Here is an 18576-nt window from a genome sequence, read left to right on the forward strand (position 1 = left end):
CGGCGCGCTCAGGCCAGCTTGAAGTCGGTGTAGGCGAAGCGCCGGTCGCGCAGCACGGTGGCGCCGCGTTGCAGCGCCAGTGGCGTATCGAACATCGGTCCGGCAAAAACGCAGGTGTGGAATTCCCCATACTCGCCGCAAGGGTCGATGCCGGCGGGCAGGGCGTCGAGCAGCGCGCTGTCAAAGGCATGGCCGGCGAAGGCCGCATCGAGCCGGGTCGTATCCACGCAACACAGGTGGGCGCGCAGGCCGCCTTCGAGCATCGTGCGTGCCAGCGACCGGGTGTCGTTGCCGAATAGCGGGAACAGCGGCGTCCAGCCTAGGTCGGCGCACAGCGCCTCGCGCCATGCACGGATGTCCGCCAGGAACAGATCCCCGAATGCAAGGTGGGACAGGCCCGGCCAGCGCGCCCGTGCGTCTGCCAACGCGTTCGTGAAGCTGGCGATATAGGCCGCGTTGTCGGCAGCCTGCGGGATCCACGACTCGATCAATGGCAGGCCGGCCGCCCGGGCCTGCGCGTGCAGGACCTCACGACGGATGCCCTGCATCGACACGCGGTCGAAGCCTTCGGTCAGCGTGGTCAGCAGACCGACCACCTCGACCTCCCTCCGATGGCGCAGCGCCTGCAGCGCCCAAGCGGCATCCTTGCCGCCGCTCCATGACAGCAGCACCGGCGTCATGGCGGGCGTTACGGGGTCAGGCCGCGGTGACGTCGCGCAGCTGCCAGTGGCTGCCGGCCAGCAGCGCCATGCGCTGGCGCAGCACTGCGGACGGCAGGCGTGTGTCCACTACCAGGTCGACGTGCAGGTCGGCCTGCTGGCCGCTGACCCGGGCCTCCGGATCGGTGGCGCCCAGCGCGGGATCGACGTCGTCGGGCTCCTCCTGCTTGGCCTGCCAGCGCAGGAACAGCGCGTCCTCGCGCAGCGCTTGCTGCAGTTCCTCGGCGAAGCCCTCGGCCCCCTGCGAATGGAAGCTGAGGTCGGGATCGTCGCCGCGGGCGAGGCTGGGGTCGGGCAGGCGGATGTAGTAGCGCATCGTCATGGGCGGGTCGTGTGGGAAAGGGGAGCGCAGTGTGCCGGTGGCGGTGTGGAGGCCACGTATCGGTCAGCCGAAGCGGTGCGGTTGTGCCGCAAAGCCGACCACCAGCGCGCCCCGGCCCACGTTTACCAGGCCGGACAGCCCCATGAAGCTCTCGTACACCTCCACGCCGCGGTCGGCGCAGACGTTGCGCAGCTGCTCGTAGCCGGGCAGGGCGCGCATCTCGTCCAGCGCGCCGCCGTAGCTCAGGTTGATGGTGGGCACCAGCAGACCGGAGGCCACGCGCTCGCTGGTGAATTCGAACAGCTTCTTGCTGGCCGCGGAAAAGCCCTTCACCTTGCCCACCGGGCCGGTTTCACCCTGGTTGCAGTGCAGGATCGGCTTGATGTCCAGTGCGGTGCCCAGTGCGGCGCTTAGGAAGCTGACGCTCTTGTCGCCGCGCTTTTTGATGCGGTTGCGCAGGTAGTTCAGGTCCGGCGCCACCATGTAGGTGTGGGTCTTGGCCGCCACGCTCTCCAGGTGCGCCCGGATGCGCGGCGGCGTTTCGCCGGCTGCGCGCATGCGTGCGGCTTCGATCACCGGGATGCCCACGCCGGCGAAGACGCTCTGGCTGTCGATCACGCGCAGCGCGAAGGGCGTGTTGTTGCCTGACGCCGAGCGCACCTGCTTGTAGTCGTTGAGGATGGTGAAGCTGGCCTGCTGCGCGTTGTCGTGGATGCCGCTGCGGGTGCGCGTGGTGGTGATGCAGAACACGTAGTCGTAGTCGTGCACCAGCTTGTTCAGGAACAGGTCGTGGACCTGCTGCACGGTGAACGGTGTGGTTTCCGCTTCGAAAGCGCGCGCCGCGGTCTCGCCGCTGAGGAAGCTCATGGTGGCCTCTTCGTTGCGCACGTCCGCCAGAACCGCCTGGCCGATCTGCACCGTCACCGGCAGGATGGTGATGTTTTCACGTTCGATGAAATCGTTCGGCAGGTCGCAGGCCGAATCCGCGATGATCCCGATGCGCATGGCGCTTCCCTTTCCCGTTTCTTCGTTATGGACGGTGAACCTACCGCAACTCGCGCCGGCATGCATTGTGCGGCGCGGCCACAGGGATGGCCGCGCCGCGTTGCGGGGTCAGCGCGCGCCGTCCGGATAGCTGCGGGGCAGGCCGTTGTCGGGGTGCATGTAGCGGTCGCGCAGTTCGGTCTGGCGGCTGCGCATGGGGATGGCGCGGCCGTCCAGCCAGACCTGGCTTGCCACGCTGGCCACGTCCAGCGGATCGCCGGTCCACAGCACCAGGTCGGCGCGCTGGCCCACCGCGATGGTGGCGCCAACCGCGCCGCCGGTGCCCAGCGCCGCCGCCGGCACCGCGGTCAGCCCGGCCAGGCCGGCCTCCCACGGCAGCCCGTTGGCCACCGCGTTGCCCGCCAGCTGGCGGATCTTGCGCGCGTTGTGCGAGGCATCGCCACCCTGGAAGAACGACACCGCTACGCCGGCCGCGTGCAGGCGCGCGGCGTTCTCCAGGGTTGCGCCGATCTCGTCGAAGTCGGCCGGCAGGTTGGCCAGCGCGTCCACGAACACCGGCACGCCCGCGGCGGCCAGTTGTGGCGCCACCTTCCACGCCTCGGCGCCGCCCACCACGGCGATGCGCACGTCGCGCTGCCTGGCCCAGCGCAGCAGCCGGGCGATGTCGGCCGCGCGCTGCACCCGCACCATCACGCGGCCACCGCCGCCGATGTACCGGGCCAGCGTCGTGCGGCCGGCCGGCGTGAGCAGGGCGAACTGCGAGTCCTGCGGGATGCGGCCGCGCACCTCGTCCACCAGCTGGTCCAGCAGCATCCACTGGGCGGCCCGCGAACTGCCGCTCAGGCTGGCGCCGTCGCCGCCCAGGGTGACGAACAGCGCGCGCGGGCCCACCGCGTCCAGGCTGCCGTCCAGCCGCACCACGCCGCCCTGGCCGCCGATGAGCGAGCCCCCCGGGCGGCTGCCTGCCGACAGCAGGGTCCAGCCGATGCCTTCCATCCGCGCCACCGGCACCAGCACCGAGTCGGGGTTGTAGGCCAGGGTGACGTCGAACTCCGGGCGCACCCGCATGTCGGCGGCATTCGCGCCCAGCGTCAGGGTGGCGTCCACGGTGGACGACTCGCCGGACACCTCCTCCACGCCGATGTCGGTGATGCCGCCGAACAGCGACGGCGTCAGCGGCGCGCCCTGCGCGTCAACCACCGGCACGCCGCTCGCGGCCAGGCCTTGGCCGATGGCGGCGATGCGGCCGGCTTTCACCAGCACGTCGGTATTGCGCAGGGTGCCGCGTGCGGTGGCGGTGTGCACGGTGGCGTTGCGGACCAGCAGGTCCTGCGCCGTGGCGGTGCCGGTGGCGACCAGCAGGGCCGCGGCCAGCGCCAGGCGCCGAAGGGGACGCAGGTTCATCGCACACCTCCGGTCGTGGTGGATTGGCCAAGCATGAAGTCCGAGCGCGGCTGGCGCGCGGGGTCGCGGCGGTCGTAGAGGCGGGCGCCGTCGATGTACACCTGTTCCGCCTGCGCGTAGCTGCTGAACGGGTTGCCGTTCCACAGCACCACATCGGCCATCTTGCCGGCTTCCAGCGTGCCGGTCTGGTGGTCGATCCCCATCGCCTTGGCGGGGTTGGCGGTCAGCCAGCGGATGGCGCGCTCCGGCGCGATGGCCATGCCGGCGCGGCGGGCGTTGGCGATCACTTTGGCCGCTTCCTGGTTGAGCCGCTGGATCCCTTCCTCGGAGTCGGAGTGCACGATGGCGCAGCCGCCGGGCACGCGGTCCACCAGCGCGATGTTTTCCTGGATGCCGTCGAAGCTCTCCATCTTGAAGCCCCACCAGTCGGCCCACAGCGCGCCGCAAACGCCTTCGGCGGCCAGCCGGTCGGCGATCTTGTAGGCCTCCACGCCGTGGTGGAAGGCGGCGATCTTGAAGCCGAACTCCTTGGCCAGGTCCAGCATGGTGGCCATCTCGTCCGCGCGGTAGCAGTGGATGTTCACCCGGATGTCGCCGTTGATGGCACCGGCCAGGGTGTCGTTCTTGTAGTCGCGCTTGCCTTCGGCGTCCTTGCCGCCGGCCTTGCGCTTCTTCATGTACTCGGCGGCTTCGGCGAAGGCGGCGCGGTAGCCCGCCACGTTGCCCATGCGGGTGCCGGGGCCGCCGCGCTGGCCATAGACGCGCTTCGGGTTCTCGCCGCAGGCCATCTTCAGGCCCCAGGGCGCGCCGGGGAACTTCATCCCCTGGTAGGTGGTGGCCGGCACGTTTTTCAGGGTCACGCCGCGGCCGCCGATGAGATTGGCGCTGCCCGGCAGCACCTGCAGGCTGGTGACGCCGCCTGCCAGTGCGGTGAGGAAGCCGGGGTCCTGCGGCCAGATCGAGTGTTCCGCCCAGACATTGGGGGTCACCGGCGAGGTCGCTTCGTTGCCGTCGCTGTGCGCGCTCACCCCCGGGCTGGGGTAGACGCCGAGGTGGGAGTGGATGTCGATGATGCCGGGCGTGATCCACTTTCCGGTAGCGTCCACGCGCACGGCGTCGGCCGGTGCCTCCAGGGCCTGGCCGACGGCGGCGATCCGGCCGTCGCGCATCAGCACGTCGGCATCGTCCAGCCGCGTGCCGGTGCCGGTGAGCACGGTGGCGTGCTGCAGCAGGATGGGCGGCGAGGCCACGCGCTGGTAAGTGCTGGGATACGGATCGGCGGCGAAGTCGTAGGGCTTCGCGGGCGTGGCCGGCTTCTGCGGCGTGCTGGCGCAGCCGGCCAGCAGCGCCGCCAGGACGGCGGCGGTCAACGGTTTCATGCAGGGTTCCCCATGTGCGTTGGTGCGTGCTCGCACCCTAGCGTCAACCCGCGGCGGCCGCCACATGACCGAGGTCATGGGTCGCGGGGCGGCCGGTCAGGGAAGGTCTGAACAACGCCCCCCTAGCAATTGTCAGCCCACGCCGGGCCCGGCAGATGTCCGGGCCCGGCTCACACGCATCCATCGCCTTAGGGAATTTCCGGAGTTTTTGGAGATTCCTTAGAATCGGCGCAAAACAAGGATCGCCCATGAAGAGTAAACAGGACATCGTCAACAACTGGCTGCCGCGCTACACCGGGGTGCCGCTGGACGGCTTCGGCCAACACATCCTGCTGACCAATTTCGGTGGCTACCTCACGCTTTTCTCCGAGCTCACCGGCGCGCCGATCGTCGGCACCGACAGGCCCATGCCCAGCGCCACCGCCGACGGCATCACCATGATCAACTTCGGCATGGGCAGCCCCAATGCCGCCACGGTGATGGACCTGCTGTCCGCCATCGAGCCCAAGGCCGTGCTGTTCCTTGGCAAGTGCGGCGGCCTGAAGCGCAAGAACCAGCTGGGCGACCTGGTGCTGCCGATCGCCGCCATCCGCGGCGAGGGCACCAGTGACGACTACCTGCCACCGCAGGTGCCGGCACTGCCCGCGTTCGCGATGCAGCGCGTGATCTCCACCACCATCCGCGACATGGAGCTGGACTACTGGACCGGCACTGTGTTCACCACCAACCGCCGGGTCTGGGAACACGACGACGAATTCAAGGAACGGCTGCGGGCGATGCGCTGCATGGCCATCGACATGGAGACCGCCACCGTGTTCGCCGCCGGTTTCGCCAACCGCATTCCCTGCGGCGCGCTGCTGCTGGTGTCCGATCAGCCGATGATCCCGGAAGGGGTGAAGACCGAGGCCAGCGACGCCAAGGTGTCGGCCGAGTTCGTGCGCAGCCACATCCAGGTCGGCATCGAGGCGCTGAAGCTGATCCGCCGCAACGGCAAGTCGGTCCGGCACCTGCGGTTCGACGAGTGAACCACGATGTCGCCGCGGCCCTGCTCGCCTTCTGGCGCGAGGCGGGCATGGGCAAGTGGTTCCGCGGCGGGGCGGCGTTCGACGCCGACTGCCGGACGCGCTGGCAGGACGCGCATTTCGCCGCGGCCCGCCGCGAGTGCGACGACTGGCTGTCCGATGCCGACGGTGCGCTGGCACTGGTGCTGTTGCTGGACCAGATCCCGCGCAACATCTTCCGCGGCAGCGCACACGCCTTCGCCACCGATCCGCTGGCCCTGCACATGGCCAGTCGCGCCCTCGACGCGGGGTTCGATGCCCGGGTCGAGCCGGCGTTGCGGTTTTTCTTCTACCTGCCGTTCGAGCATTCCGAAGCGCTGGCCGACCAGCAGCGCGCGGTTGACCTGTTCACCGCGCTGGGCGACGCCAATCTGCTGGGCTATGCCGTGGCCCATCGCGACGTGATCGCGCGTTTCGGCCGCTTCCCGCACCGCAACGCCGCGCTGGGGCGGATCAATACGCCGGACGAGCAGGCGTGGCTGGATGCGGGCGGCGGATTCTGATGCCCTGGGGATCTCCGAACAATCCGGAGGTTCCCGTCGGGCACAGATGGCCAGGCACGCATCGATTGTGCAAGCGATGGATGCGTGTGCGCAGAGGCCCGGACATGGGCCGGGCTCGGCGTGGGCTTTCATCGCCAGGGTGGCGTTGCTCGGACCTTTCCGGCCCGGGCCAAGGCCGTCAATAGCGCGGCACGCTCGGGTCGTACATCGACCAGGCGGCGATGCCGCCTTGGACGTTGTAGAGATCGCGGAAACCCAGTGCGCGGAAATGCTCGGCCGCCTGCGCGCTGCGCCCGCCCGACAGGCACAGGAAGGCCAGCGGCGTGTCTTTCGGCAACGCTTCCAGCTCGGCGGCTCCGTTGTCCAGGTGGCGATACGGCACCGGCACTTCCGCCATCAGGCGCTCGTCCAGCGGGCGCACGTCGACCAGGGTGAGGGTGCCGGCCTTGACCCGCTCCTCGGCCTGGGCCGGCGTGATCGGACGCACCTTGGGCGGCGCGTTGGGGTTGTCGATCACCAGCCCCTTGCCGCGGGCGTCTTCCACCCAGTCGATGGTCATGCCGCGTGCGCGCTGGGCGCTGGCAAGATCGAACTGCGCGCGGATACCGGCGGATTCGCTGGCGATGGCCGCAGGATCCACCGGCGCTAGTTGCAGGCGCGCGTTGAAGGCTTTGTCCACATCAACCTGCAGTGCGTAGCCCTCGCCGGCGTTGGCCAGTGCCTGCTGCAACATCTCGGCGGCGGCCGGGGTGATGGTGATCTGCGGCGGGGTGCGGTCGGGTGCGGGCAGGCCCAGCGCGGCGTGCAGTTCGCCGCTGCCGGCCATCTGCACGATGATGTCGCTGCCGCCCACCAGCTCGCCGCTGATATAGAGCTGCGGGATGGTCGGCCAGTCGCCGTAGGCCTTGATGCCTTCGCGGATCTCGGGGTCCGCCAGCACGTCCACGTGCGCATAGGTTGCGCCGGCGGCGTCCAGCGCGCCCACGGCCTTGGCGGAGAAGCCGCACTGCGGCGCGTCCGGCGTGCCTTTCAGGAACAGGACGACGGGGTTGGCGGCCAGCAGCGATTCGATGCGGGCGCGCAGGGCAGGGTCGAGTGACATGGCGGAGGTCCGGCAGGGGAGGTCGCCATTTTACCCGGTTGGCCGCGGCGCACGGATGGCGATAGTCACGCCGGGCAGGCTGCCAGCAAGCGTCGCGCCACCGGCAGCGCCGCGTCGGTCCAGCGCGCGTACTGCGCCGCGGAGGGGTGCAGGCCGTCCTCCGCCAGCAGGCCTGCCGTGTCAGGGGCGCGGGAGATGCCAGTGATGTCGACGAATGCCACCCCGGCCGCCACGCACAGCTCACGCGCGGCGGCGTTGTAGGCGTCCAGGTCGTCTGCGATGGCTGCGCGGTCGCCCCCGCTGGCTTGGGCGAATGGGGTCACGCCCCAATCGGGAATGGACAGCACCAGCACCCGGTCGGCGCGGCCGCCGGCCAGTGCAATCGACCGTCGCAGCAGGCGCTGGAATTGGCCGACATACTCGTCCACCGGGCGGCCGCGGTACTGGTTGTTGACGCCGATCAGCAGCGACACGAGGTCCCACTCGCCCAGCGGTTCGGCCGCGTCCATCGCCGCGGCCAGCTCGTCGGTGGTCCAGCCGGTGGTGGCGATGATGCGTGGGTCGGCGATGGCGATGCCAGCCTCGCGCAGGCGTGCGGCAAGCTGCATCGGCCAGCGGTCGGCGGGTTCGACGCCTTCGCCGATGGTGTAGGAGTCGCCCAGTGCGAGAAAACTTACAGGTGTGGCGTCTGTAGCGGCCATCAATTCGTCGCTGCCTCGCGGATAGAGATCAGGGCGAGCAAGGCGTCGTAGATGCGCTGTCGGGGCACCTGAATCCCAAATGCCCGCAATACAGCATCATCGAAGGCTTTCCGGTCGGCTTGTTCCAGCTCATCCGCTACGGCAAGGATCTCGCGCTGAAGGAGTGGTATAAACGCCGCCTTGATGCTGTTAACTCCCGCTTGGTCGAGTTGGTGGAAATCGAGCATGTGCATGTAGTCCTCGATCCTGTCCTTGTTTAGGTCGAGCGCACCCAGCCCACGGCCGAATCCCATACCTTCTATGATGAACATTGCGATAGTCGAGTTCAACAGGGCGTGGCACAGATCAATGTCTGCATCTCCGCGTGGATACAAACATATCAGCCGTTGATCCGCAAACGCTGGGGGATTGACGCGGCCGACAAATAGGCGAGATCCATAGTTGATGAACATAACCAAATCGGTCAACGCATCGGCCTTCATCTCGTACCAATATCGTCCGTAACGAGCTAATTTCTTCACATTTTTCGGACTATCGAATCGCCTGATCCATTCGAGTGCGCCGTAATGGCCAAGTGCCTTCAATTCGTCCAAGCTGCGGGAGCATGAGAACGCTTCTCTAGTCGCAGCGCAGGTCGGTCTTTTGAATTCGCTAGGGCCCTTCGCTAGCGGTTTGATGTAATTGGCTTCGATCCCGTGACCTGGGCGTGGGTAGAACAGGGCATTCATGCCGCGGCGTTCGCCACGTCGAATGTTGAATATATTTTTCAAGGGCACGAGCGGTAGCTCCAGAATCCACTCGCAATCCACGAATTGCGCATTACCGCCTAGGCCGAGTTTCCTGAATCGGGTAAGGGTTGGTTGGTCGACCGAACGGATGGTTAGTGTGTCGTGCTGGACTCGGCCAAGTTCGATCTGCGCGGCCGTAAGGTTTATTGACTCCGCATCGGTCATTTCTTCCAGAGGGCGATTAAGTACAATGTATCGAACGGATCCACTCGGTTGCTGCGGGTCGGATTTTTTCTCCAAAATTAGGATATTGGCAACGACGTCACTGTTTTGGAACCAGCGGCCTGCCCCGGAGGTGATAACACTGATGAGTTTGTAGTAGCGGCCGAGCAAATCGTGGAAAGCATCACCCCAGTCGGTGCCGAGCCATGCATTAGTGATAATTATGCCGAGGCGCCCTCTGTCGGTCAGTAAGGAGTGCAGGGAAAAAGGCAGATATGCAGCGATATCGGAACGGGCGGGAAGTCTGGCTGATGCCTGGCCAAGGAACTCCCGAACCCGTGTGATCGCTTTTTCGAATGGCGCTCGCCCATTCTGATCGATAAAGGGAAGATTGCTGGCGATTGCTTCGAACTGCCCGAGGGTCTCGGAAAATTCACTGCCGTCAGTTGGATTGCGGAGCACAATAGCGGTGTTCGGCTCAAGCGTGAAGGCATCGCGCTGGAAGATTCGTATCGGCAAGTGCATTAAACCGGGTTTGGCAAGCGCGAATGTCGCAATCTGAACGGCTTGCGGGTCTTGATCTCCTGCGAATACCGTGGCTGCAGCCTGTTCGAACGGTACGCCGGCCGCTAATTTCTGCTCCAGTGCCGCGCGCGCAATCGTGCCGCTGCCGCAGCATGGATCTAGCATGCGATCGTCGACCGTGTCCCGAATGCATAGCTGGACAAGCAGTCGAGCTAGTGGCATTGGCGTTGGGTACTGGCCGCGCAGTTTGCGCAAGGCCACTTCCACCGTCGCTTCAAGAATGTGCGAAAGCTGGGTCTGGTCGATGGCGCCAACGCGCAGGTCTGACAATAGGCGGTTGAACTGTTTGAGCTGGTTCCAGGCTGCGCTGGGAATCGTATCTAGGGCGAGGCTGTTGGAAAAGATCGTCCAGAAATTGCATTCTGCAGAAATTCTTTCGAACAGTACTAGTGCCTGCACAGGCGTTGTGTCTTCGTCTATCTCGGCAACGCGTGCTGCGCGCTTATCTCGTTCGCGCAGAATGTGGGCGAATAGGATCTTGCCGATCCAGTTCGAAATTACTGCCCGGGCAAGTACTTGCTCTCTGTTGCCGCCGGCATATTCGGATTTATAGTGTTCCCACCATAAAGTTATTTCGGCGTGCAAGCGCACGTTGCGACGCGCGGCTTCGGCCAATGCCTCGGCCGTCTGCCCGCTGTTCTGCATGATTAGCTCGGTGATGCCGCCGCTTTGATAGGCATCGATGAACTGCCGTCCTTCGAGCGTTCCACCGTCGAACAAATCATTGAGATGACCAATAATCAACGTTGCCAGCGCTTCCCAACGCCGCCGGTTTGCCACGACTGCCGTGCGTGCAGTGATATCCGCAAGATCGATCCATTCATGGGTGATCGCATAGTCACTTGAATCCGGGGTGCGCACATACAGGCGCGCATGGGTTACATTCCATAGTACGAAACTGTCGAGGCCAAGCGCGCGCGCTTTCGCTTCTGCGTTCGAACGGAATTCGATGTCATTAATATCCGTGTCAGGCATTTTGAGTTCCCAGCCTTGCAGGATGCGTGCTGTTGCGCTGTCGCCGAACAGCAGGACATCAGGGAATAAGCTTCCACCTTCCGCACGGATGGTCTGTTCACCTCCCGCATCTTTAATCGAGCGGTTGTTATTTTTAACGAGATGCTTGATATGTCCGATCAGATCGATTGCCCACGAGCGTTCGTTGTAGGAAGCGACGCCAATGTTCATGCGGTTTCCCGTTGCGAATTGCAGATCACGTGGTCGATGTCGACCATTCCGCGGCGATTGGACTGCCCTGCGCGCGCGGCAGGCTGCAGTGCAGAAAACAATGGCGGTATGGATTGATTTTTCTTCATTGCGGCTTCCACTTCCGCAAGTCGCTGCCTAGCGACTTCCATGTAGTCGATGCGCTGTTCTTTAAAAAGATGTACTTCTTTGTTTTTTTCGATTCCAATGAAACGGCGACCTTCCAGTGCTGCAGCTACTAGGAAGCTACCGCTGCCGAACGCGTTATCTAGCACCACATCACCCTCGCCAGTGAACATTCGGATCAGGTAGCGACCCAGCGCAACAGGCTTTTGCGTAGGATGCCAAACGCGGCCGCCAGCTTCGCTTTCCGCAGTTTTGCAGTAGAGCGTATCAGTAGGATAACGGTCACCGTCGCTCTTGACTTGGACGGGTCGAAAGTCGCCGTAGCTGCCCGTGTATTGCGCCTTGCGCGTGCCTTTGTCGTAGGGCTCGCCCTTTGACATGACTGGAGTGTAGTTCGGTTGGCGGCCGTAGAAAATGCAGATGTCCTCGTGCTGCCGTAGTGGCATCCTGCGGACATTGAGGAAGTTCGTGGGCTTGCTCTTTATCCAAACAAACTTGTAGCGAAACCAGCGCTCGTTGCTCATGATCAGCCGCGCGGTAAAAATTCCCTGCGCGGTGAGGGCAATGACACCGTTGGGCTTGATGATGCGTTGATACTGCGCCCACAGCTGGTCAAGCGGAATGACACTGTCCCATCCATTTTGTGTGGTGCCATAGGGGAGATCACATAGGATCATATCGACCGAAGCATCGTCGAGTCGCTTCATGATCTCTAGGCAGTCACCTTCGTGTAGCCGTCCGCCAAGGTATTTCACTTATCAAGCGCCTTGTAGGTCACTGCTTTATTCGTGGATTGCAGCGAGGGTGCCATAGGGATTGGGCAGGGATGCTTGAGTTGAAGATAGATTACAGTCGTCATTCGGATCGGCCATCTCACGGCCACTAAAACGATGCTAAGCAGACCCCGTCTCAAGAGATAAGACTTGGCGGTGGTTATTGGTCAGGCCACCGCGCTCTGCCGCTGCGTCCGCTCCGCGCACCGGGTCAGCACGCGGTCCACACGGTTGAACACTTCGCGCAACACCGGCGCCTCCGGCAGCAGGGTGACGCGGAAGTGGTCGCGGTAGGGCACGTTGAAGCTGGTGCCCGGGACGATCAGCACGTCTTCCTTCTCCAGCATTTCCAGCGCGAATTCGTGGTCGTCGAAACCCTGTGCGGCGTCGCCCACCACGCGCGGGAAGCCGTACAGCGCGCCGGCCGGTGTGACCAGCGAGAGATGCTCGCTGGCAGCGCAGCTGTCGATCAATGCACGGCGGGTTTCGTAGAGGCGGCCGCCGGGGCGGACCAGTTCGCCGATGGTGTCGGCGCCATGCAGGGCCTGCTCGATGGCGAACTGCCCCGGCACGTTGGCACACAGGCGCAGTGCGCTCAGCAGGTCCAGCGCATGGTGGTAGTCGCTGCAGGCCAGCGGGTCCCCGCTCAGTACCGCCCAGCCCACGCGCCAGCCGCAGGCGCGGTGCACCTTGGACAGGCCGCCGAAGCTGAGGCACGGCAGGTCGCCGGCCAGCGGCGCGACCGGCTGGAAGGTGGCGTCGTCATACAGGATGCCGTCGTAGATCTCGTCCACCAGCAGCAGCAGCCGGTAGCGGCGGGCGATCTCGACGATGCGCTCCAGCAGGTCGCGCGGATAGGTGGCGCCGGTGGGGTTGTTGGGGTTGATCAGCACGATGGCGCGGGTGCGCGAGGACACCAGCGCCTCGATCTGCTCGGGGTCTGGCAGGAAGCCGTTCTCGCGGTCCAGCTTGTAGAAGACCGGGCGGCCGTCGTTGAGGATGGTCGCGGCGCTCCACAGCGGGTAGTCGGGCGAGGGCACCAGCACTTCCTCGCCGGGGTTCAGCAATGCGCGCAGCGAGATGTCGATCAGCTCGGACACGCCGTTGCCCACGAACACCCGCTCCGGCACCGCGTTCGGCGTGCCGCGCTGCCTGTGGAACGCGGCGATGGCTTCGCGCGCTTCCGGCAGCCCCTGCTGGTGGGTGTACGGGTCGGTGCGGGCGATGCGGCCGGCGATGGCGTCCTGCAGGTGCTCGGGCGCGCGGAACCCGAACGCGCCGGGGTTGCCGATGTTGAGCTTGATGAGCTTGCGGCCCTGGCTCTCCAGCTCCCGCGCCCGCCGCGCCAGTTCTCCCCGGATTTCGTAGCGGACTTCGGTCAGGCGGGTGCGGGTGGCGATCCTGTTGCGGGGGGTGAACGCGGACATCGGCGTAGGCGGGCGGATAAGGATGGCAAAGCCTAGCGGAAATGCGGTGCCGGCGCGGCGTTCGCCGGCCCGGCGCGCCCGGCCGGGGCTAGAATCCGCCGCATGACCCCTGGCCATTCCGCATGATCCTGCCTGCCGCGTCGCCCACGCTGTCCGCCATCGGCTGGCACTGGATGCCGGAGACCCTCCCTCCCGCCTGGGCGGACCGGCTGGCGGCGCATCCTGCGGCGCGGCCGGCCCGCATCGTCGAGCAGCACCGCAGCGGTTACCGGGTTTGCGAAACCCTGGATGCCGTGTTCCCGGCCGAGTCGTTGCCGGAATGGCAGCGCGCCGGCAGTTACCGCAAGGGCGACATCAGCCCCGAAGCCCGCCCCGCGGTGGGCGACTGGGTGCTGGTGGAAGGTGAGGCGCCGCATGCCCTGCGCATCGTCGCGCTGCTGCCGCGCTTTTCCGCGATCAAGCGTGGCGCGGCCGGGGAGCACTACCGCCAGCAGGTGATCGCCGCCAACATCGACACCGTGTTCGTGGTCTGCGGCCTGGACGCCGACTTCAACCTTCGCCGGATCGAGCGCTATCTGCTGCTGGTCGCCGGCAGCGGCGTGCAGCCGGTGGTGGTGTTGACCAAGGCGGACAAGGATGGCGTCGATGTCGATGCCGCGTTGGCTGACCTGCGCGCGCTGGAGGTGCCGGTGCGCGCGGTGAATGCCAAGCATCCGGCCGCTGCCGAAGTGCTGGCGCCGTGGTTGCTGCCGGGTCACAGCATTGTGCTGGTGGGCAGCTCCGGCGCGGGCAAGTCCACCCTGACCAACACGCTGCTGGGCACCGAGAAGATGAAGACGGGCGCCGTCCGCGCCAGCGACGCGCGTGGCCGCCATACCACCACCCATCGCGCCCTGATCGCGCTGCCGTCCGGCGCCTGCCTGATCGATACGCCGGGGATGCGCGAACTCAAACCGACCGGCGAGGAAGCCGTGGCGGAGAGCTTTGCCGACATCGAGGCGCTGGCCGCGCAGTGCCGCTTCCGCGATTGCCGGCATGTCAAGGAGCCCGGCTGCGCCGTGCGCGCGGCGGTGGAGCGCGGTGAGCTGGCGGCCGAGCGCGTCGCCAACTTCCTCAAATTGTCCGAAGAGGTAGCGGGCGCCGCGCGGCAGCTGGCGGCGCGGCTGGCGCAGAAGACCGGGGCACGCACGATGGGCAAGCCGCCCCACAAGCGGCCGGATGGGACGCATGGCCGGCGCTGACGCCATCGCCCATCACGCTGCGCTGGATGCGCGCCTGGCGCGCGCGGCCAAGCCGATCCGCCTGCTCAGCCTGGCCAGCTGGCCGGCCAGCGAGCAGCAGAAATTCCTGTCTGGCTGGGCGCGCGGCAACCCGCGGCTGCCCACCTACCAGTACCCGAAGCACGACTTCTCGGAGGCCCGCCGTGAGCTGGCTGCCATCGCCGCCGCGGCCGACCCCACCCATCCGCTGGGCCAGTACCTGGTGGAGTCGGCGCAGGGCTGGGTGCTGGCCGCGGAACTGCTGGAGCACCTCGGCACGCGGCAGGTGACGGATCTGTCCATCGCGCTGTTCGGCACGCCCGACCAGGCGCTGCCGGGCGGTGCGACCACCCGCGAGGCGGCCAACCATTTCCTGCTGGTCGCGGACGAACTGGACCGCGAGCTGATCACCCTGCCTGAGCAGGTGGAAATCTCCGCCACCGCGCTGGCACTGCGCCTGCAGGCGGAGCTGGACGACTTCTTCGACGGCCGCGTGGTCGAGGTGACGCTGGACCCCGACCTGATCGCCAAGGCGGCCGCCGGCGCCACCCGCATCCGCCTGCGTGCTGGCGCCGCATTCTCCGACTACGACCTGCAGCAACTGCTGCAGCACGAGGCCTACGTGCATTCGTTGACCGCGCTCAACGGCCAGCAGCAGCGCAACATGCCCAGCCTGGCGCTGTCGTCGCCGCGCGTGACCGCCACCCAGGAAGGGCTGGCGGTATTCGCCGAGCAGATCACCGGCAACATCGACATCGAGCGCATGAAGCGGATCAGCCTGCGCATCGAGGCGGTGGCGATGGCCCTGGAAGGTGCCGACTTCCTGCAGGTGTTCCGCTACTTCCTCGAGTCCGGGCAGAGCGAGGTGGAAAGCTTCACCTCCACCCAGCGCGTGTTCCGCGGCGTGCCGACCACCGGTGGCGCTGCGTTCACCAAGGACACCGTGTACCTGCGCGGCCTGATCGGCGTGCATACCTTCTTCCGCTGGGCCCTCAAGCACCGCCAGCTGCGGCTGTGCCGGCTGCTGTTCGCCGGCAAGATGACGCTGGCCGATGTGCAGCGCTTCGCGCCGCTGTTCGATGACGGCACGCTGGCCGAGCCGCGCTGGTTGCCGCAGTGGGTGGCGCGCGCGAACGGCCTGGCGGGCACGCTCGCGTTCTCGCTGTTCGCCAACCGCATCCGCCTGGAGCAGGTGGTGTCGGCGGAAAGCGTCGCCGACCTGTAGGGAAGACCTGAACAACGCCATCCTGGCGTTGTCAGCCGGCCATCCATGGCCGAAGGAAATAGTCGGATTGTGCGGGGGTTACCTCGCGTAGCCAGAACCCACGCCAACGCCTCCTAATCCCCGCTTGCGCGGGGATGACCAGCAAACACCCGCTACCCGGCAACGCCGCCCTTGCCGCCCTTGCCGCGAACGCGGGCATCCAGTGGCATTGACGCTAGCGCAGGCGCACCAGGCGCCCGTCCGCCAGGATGCGGTAGTCGGCGGGCGCATCGCCATCCGCCAGTTGCACGCGGTTGCCGATCGCGATGCCGTCGTAGCGCGGAATGTCGTGGGTCAACCGCTGGAAGATCCAGATCTTCGCGTCCGGGTCCGGGCGCAGGCGCAGCGGCATGGGGCCGGAGTGGGAGTGCACGGCGGCGGCCAGCGCCGGCGAGAAGCGGGCCTGCACCTGGCCCACCCGGTGGATGCCCAGCGTCACCACCAGCCCGTGCAGCAGGGTCAGCCCGGCGAACACGGCGATCGCCGCGCGACCGCTCCGCCGGGCAGGCCGCCAGGCGGCCGCCAGCGTCATCGCCGTGATCGCGGCGAACGCGTAGCCGTAGTGGTTCCAGCTGCTAGACAGCGGGAGTACCGGCAGCAGCGCCGCCATTCCGCCCAGCAGGCACAGCAGGGCCAACCGGCGGTCCGCCCGCCACAGCGCGACCTGCAGCCACAGCCACAGTGCGCCGGCGATCGCGGCCGGCAGCGGTCGCTGCAGGGTGGTGAAGCCCTCCAGCACCGGCACCAGCGGCGGGAACAGCTGGTATTCCAGCCAGCGCAGCGGCACGTTGGCCGCGCTCAGAATGTATTGGCTGCCTTCGCGCGGAGCATGCAGCAGCACGTCCAGCCGCAGCGCCAGCCAGCCGGCAGCCGCCATCCCGGCCCCCAGCGTCGCCGCCAGCCAGCGCCGCTGGCGGCCATCGAACAGCCAGACCAGCGCCAGCAGGGGTGGGATGGCGAAGGCCGCTTCTTTCGCCAACAGGGCGATGGCCGTGCAGGTGAAGGCGGCCATGCCGGCCAGCAGCGGGCGCGAGGTCTGTTGCACCAGCCACACTGCGCCCAGCGCGCCGCCCAGCCACAGCAGGTCGGCGATGCAGCCTACCCAACCGTGGACCAGCGCTGCGAAGGGGCTGGTGGCGAAGGCCAGGGCGCCCGCCGCAGCGGGCCAGGGCGCCATCCCGAAGCGGCGGCCGACCGCGAACAGCAGGCCGGCGTTGAGGGAGCCCCAGGCCACCAGCACCGCGTGGAACGCGATGGGGGTGTCGAACAGCAGGCGCGACAGCAGCATCCACAGCGAGAACGTCAGCGGGCGGTACTGGAACGCGGCCACGTCGCGCCACGGCGCCAGCAGGTCGCCATTGGCGAATGCCGCCCACTGCAGCTCGTCGTGGCTGAAGTAGCCGGGGTTGAAGACCAGCGGCCACTGCAGCAGCAGCGCCGCCAGCACCACCCATGGCAGCGTGGGCAGGCGCGGCCCCATCGTCCTCATGCACCCTCCATCAGCAGCGCCGCGGCGCGTTCACCGCTGCCCATCGCCAGCGTCCAGCCCAACATGCCGTGGCCGATGTTCAACACCAGGCCGTCGCCGGCGCGGCGGATCACCGGGCGCGAATCCGGTGTGGCCGGACGCAGGCCGGCCCAGCGGTGCGCGATGCGGTCGTAATCGGCGGCCTCCGGGAGCGAGGCGCGGGCCAGTGCGATCAGCTGCTGCAGGCGTGCAGGGTCCGGGCTGGGGTCCCAGTCGTTGAGATCGACCAGCCCGGCGACGCGGATGCGGTCGCCCAGCCGGCAGAAGACCAGCTTGCGCGCGGTGTCGGTGATGCTGGCCTGCGGCGGCAGCGCGCCGCAGGGCGCGGTGAAGGAATAGCCCTTGACCGCCATCAGCGGTGAGCGCAGGCCCAACCTGCGCAGCAGCGCATGGCTGTCAATGCCGGTACACAGCACGACCTGGCGCACGCGCAGGTCGTCTCCGTGCGGCCCGTCCGCTGAGAGCCGCCAGTGCATGCCCTCGCGCCGGAGCCCGTGCAGCATGGCATTGAATCGCGCCTGCACGCCGTAGTCCGCCTGCAGCACCGCCAGCAGGGCGGTGCAGAACCGCCACGGATCACCGGCCGCTTCCTCAGGCGAATACACCGCGCCGGCCATTCCGCGGGCGCCTGCCAATGCGGGTTCGACCGCGATCGCCTCGGCCGGCGACAGCCACTGCTGGTGCACGCCGAACGGCCGCTTGGCCGCCATCACCGCCTCCGCCTTGGGGCGCGCCGTGGCGTCCGCGTAGACGTGCAGCTTGCCGGCGACCCGGTGCTGGAAGTCGATGGGATGGCGCGTCAGCAGCGCGGCCATCGCGGCCTTCGATTCCAGCGCCAGTGCCAGCGTGTCCAGCGTGTTGCGGTGCTGGCGGGCGGCGGTGGCGTTGCGCAGCAGGCGCAGGCCCCAGACCAAGAAGTGGGTATCGGCCGAAAGTCGTGTGCGGAACGCGGGGTCGCGGCCGGACAGCATGGCCGGCAGCTGGCGCCACAGCGCGGGGCCGGCCATTGCATCGGTGTAGGCATAGCTGAGCTGCGCGCCATTGGCGTGCGAGGTGCCCAGGCCGGGGCCGTCGGCGCGGTCCAGCAGCAGCACCCGCGCGCCGCGCCGGGCCAGCGCCCAGGCCGTGGCCAGGCCCACCACGCCGGCGCCGACCACGGCCACGTCGGCATCGCCTTCCTGCATGCGAACTCCTCGAATGGCCCCGGGCAACGAAACAGCCCGGCGGGTAGCCGCTATCATCCAGCATCCGCTTTCTGGAATGCG

General features: G+C 67.1%; 16 protein-coding genes. 4 read left to right on the forward strand and 12 right to left on the reverse strand.

Translation table 11 applies throughout. The annotated features are described in order from the left end of the window. Positions 1-8: 8 nt before the first annotated feature. The 5 genes from ACK4SG_RS10145 to ACK4SG_RS10165 form a co-directional block, all read right to left on the reverse strand. Positions 9-680 carry an ATP-binding protein gene (locus tag ACK4SG_RS10145; RefSeq protein WP_409601632.1) on the reverse strand — a complete coding sequence of 224 codons (672 nt, stop codon included), beginning with the start codon at positions 678-680 and terminating at the stop codon, positions 9-11. A 16-nt stretch (positions 681-696) separates the two neighbouring features. Beyond that, complete coding sequence (locus ACK4SG_RS10150) at positions 697-1041, reverse strand: hypothetical protein (protein ID WP_409601633.1); 345 nt, start codon at positions 1039-1041, stop codon at positions 697-699. A 63-nt stretch (positions 1042-1104) separates the two neighbouring features. After that, positions 1105-2046, reverse strand: a complete 942-nt coding sequence (locus tag ACK4SG_RS10155) for a DegV family protein (RefSeq protein ID WP_409601634.1) — start codon at positions 2044-2046, stop codon at positions 1105-1107. Positions 2047-2154: 108 nt separating this feature from the next. Then, positions 2155-3450: an amidohydrolase gene (locus tag ACK4SG_RS10160; protein WP_409601635.1), complete on the reverse strand. Its 1296-nt coding sequence runs from the start codon at positions 3448-3450 to the stop codon at positions 2155-2157. Continuing rightward, positions 3447-4829 (reverse strand): amidohydrolase, encoded by a 1383-nt coding sequence (locus ACK4SG_RS10165; RefSeq protein WP_409601636.1) that lies wholly within the window; start codon positions 4827-4829, stop codon positions 3447-3449. The genes ACK4SG_RS10160 and ACK4SG_RS10165 overlap by 4 nt, the downstream gene beginning before the upstream one ends. A gap of 248 nt (positions 4830-5077) precedes the next feature. Here ACK4SG_RS10165 and ACK4SG_RS10170 point away from each other — a divergent pair, with 248 nt between their 5' ends. Continuing rightward, on the forward strand, positions 5078-5854 hold the full coding sequence (locus ACK4SG_RS10170; protein ID WP_409601637.1) for an AMP nucleosidase: 777 nt from the start codon (positions 5078-5080) through the stop codon (positions 5852-5854). Then, positions 5851-6393, forward strand: coding sequence for a DUF924 family protein (locus tag ACK4SG_RS10175; protein WP_409601638.1), 543 nt, complete (start codon positions 5851-5853; stop codon positions 6391-6393). The genes ACK4SG_RS10170 and ACK4SG_RS10175 overlap by 4 nt, the downstream gene beginning before the upstream one ends. A 178-nt stretch (positions 6394-6571) precedes the next feature. On the opposite strand, the gene grxD is transcribed toward ACK4SG_RS10175, so the two are convergent. The 5 genes from grxD to ACK4SG_RS10200 form a co-directional block, all read right to left on the reverse strand. Continuing rightward, positions 6572-7495: a Grx4 family monothiol glutaredoxin gene (gene grxD, locus ACK4SG_RS10180; protein ID WP_409601639.1), complete on the reverse strand. Its 924-nt coding sequence runs from the start codon at positions 7493-7495 to the stop codon at positions 6572-6574. Between the two features lie 65 nt (positions 7496-7560). Continuing rightward, positions 7561-8196, reverse strand: a complete 636-nt coding sequence (locus ACK4SG_RS10185; protein ID WP_409601640.1) for an SGNH/GDSL hydrolase family protein — start codon at positions 8194-8196, stop codon at positions 7561-7563. Further along, positions 8196-10916 (reverse strand): N-6 DNA methylase, encoded by a 2721-nt coding sequence (locus ACK4SG_RS10190; RefSeq protein WP_409601641.1) that lies wholly within the window; start codon positions 10914-10916, stop codon positions 8196-8198. Before ACK4SG_RS10190 ends, ACK4SG_RS10185 begins: the two co-directional genes overlap by 1 nt. Continuing rightward, a complete protein-coding gene (locus ACK4SG_RS10195; RefSeq protein WP_409601642.1) occupies positions 10913-11767 on the reverse strand; it encodes a DNA-methyltransferase in 855 nt (284 codons plus the stop codon). The genes ACK4SG_RS10190 and ACK4SG_RS10195 overlap by 4 nt, the downstream gene beginning before the upstream one ends. A 233-nt stretch (positions 11768-12000) precedes the next feature. Next, the gene (locus ACK4SG_RS10200; RefSeq protein WP_409601643.1) at positions 12001-13260 is read right to left on the reverse strand and encodes an aminotransferase class I/II-fold pyridoxal phosphate-dependent enzyme; all 1260 of its coding nucleotides are present in this window, start codon (positions 13258-13260) and stop codon (positions 12001-12003) included. Between the two features lie 128 nt (positions 13261-13388). Between ACK4SG_RS10200 and rsgA the strand changes: the two genes are divergently transcribed. Next, positions 13389-14501 carry a ribosome small subunit-dependent GTPase A gene (gene rsgA / locus ACK4SG_RS10205; protein ID WP_409601765.1) on the forward strand — a complete coding sequence of 371 codons (1113 nt, stop codon included), beginning with the start codon at positions 13389-13391 and terminating at the stop codon, positions 14499-14501. Further along, a complete protein-coding gene (locus ACK4SG_RS10210) occupies positions 14479-15744 on the forward strand; it encodes a flavohemoglobin expression-modulating QEGLA motif protein (protein ID WP_409601644.1) in 1266 nt (421 codons plus the stop codon). Before rsgA ends, ACK4SG_RS10210 begins: the two co-directional genes overlap by 23 nt. 214 nt (positions 15745-15958) lie before the next feature. Here ACK4SG_RS10210 and ACK4SG_RS10215 read toward each other — a convergent pair whose 3' ends face one another. Together ACK4SG_RS10215 and ACK4SG_RS10220 are read right to left on the reverse strand one after the other, a co-directional pair. Further along, on the reverse strand, positions 15959-17272 hold the full coding sequence (locus tag ACK4SG_RS10215) for a hypothetical protein (protein ID WP_409601645.1): 1314 nt from the start codon (positions 17270-17272) through the stop codon (positions 15959-15961). After that, positions 17269-18495, reverse strand: a complete 1227-nt coding sequence (locus ACK4SG_RS10220; RefSeq protein ID WP_409601646.1) for an FAD-dependent oxidoreductase — start codon at positions 18493-18495, stop codon at positions 17269-17271. Before ACK4SG_RS10220 ends, ACK4SG_RS10215 begins: the two co-directional genes overlap by 4 nt. Positions 18496-18576: the final 81 nt, after the last annotated feature.

The organism is Thermomonas sp. (assembly GCF_046293095.1).
Taxonomy (GTDB): Bacteria; Pseudomonadota; Gammaproteobacteria; order Xanthomonadales; family Xanthomonadaceae; genus Thermomonas.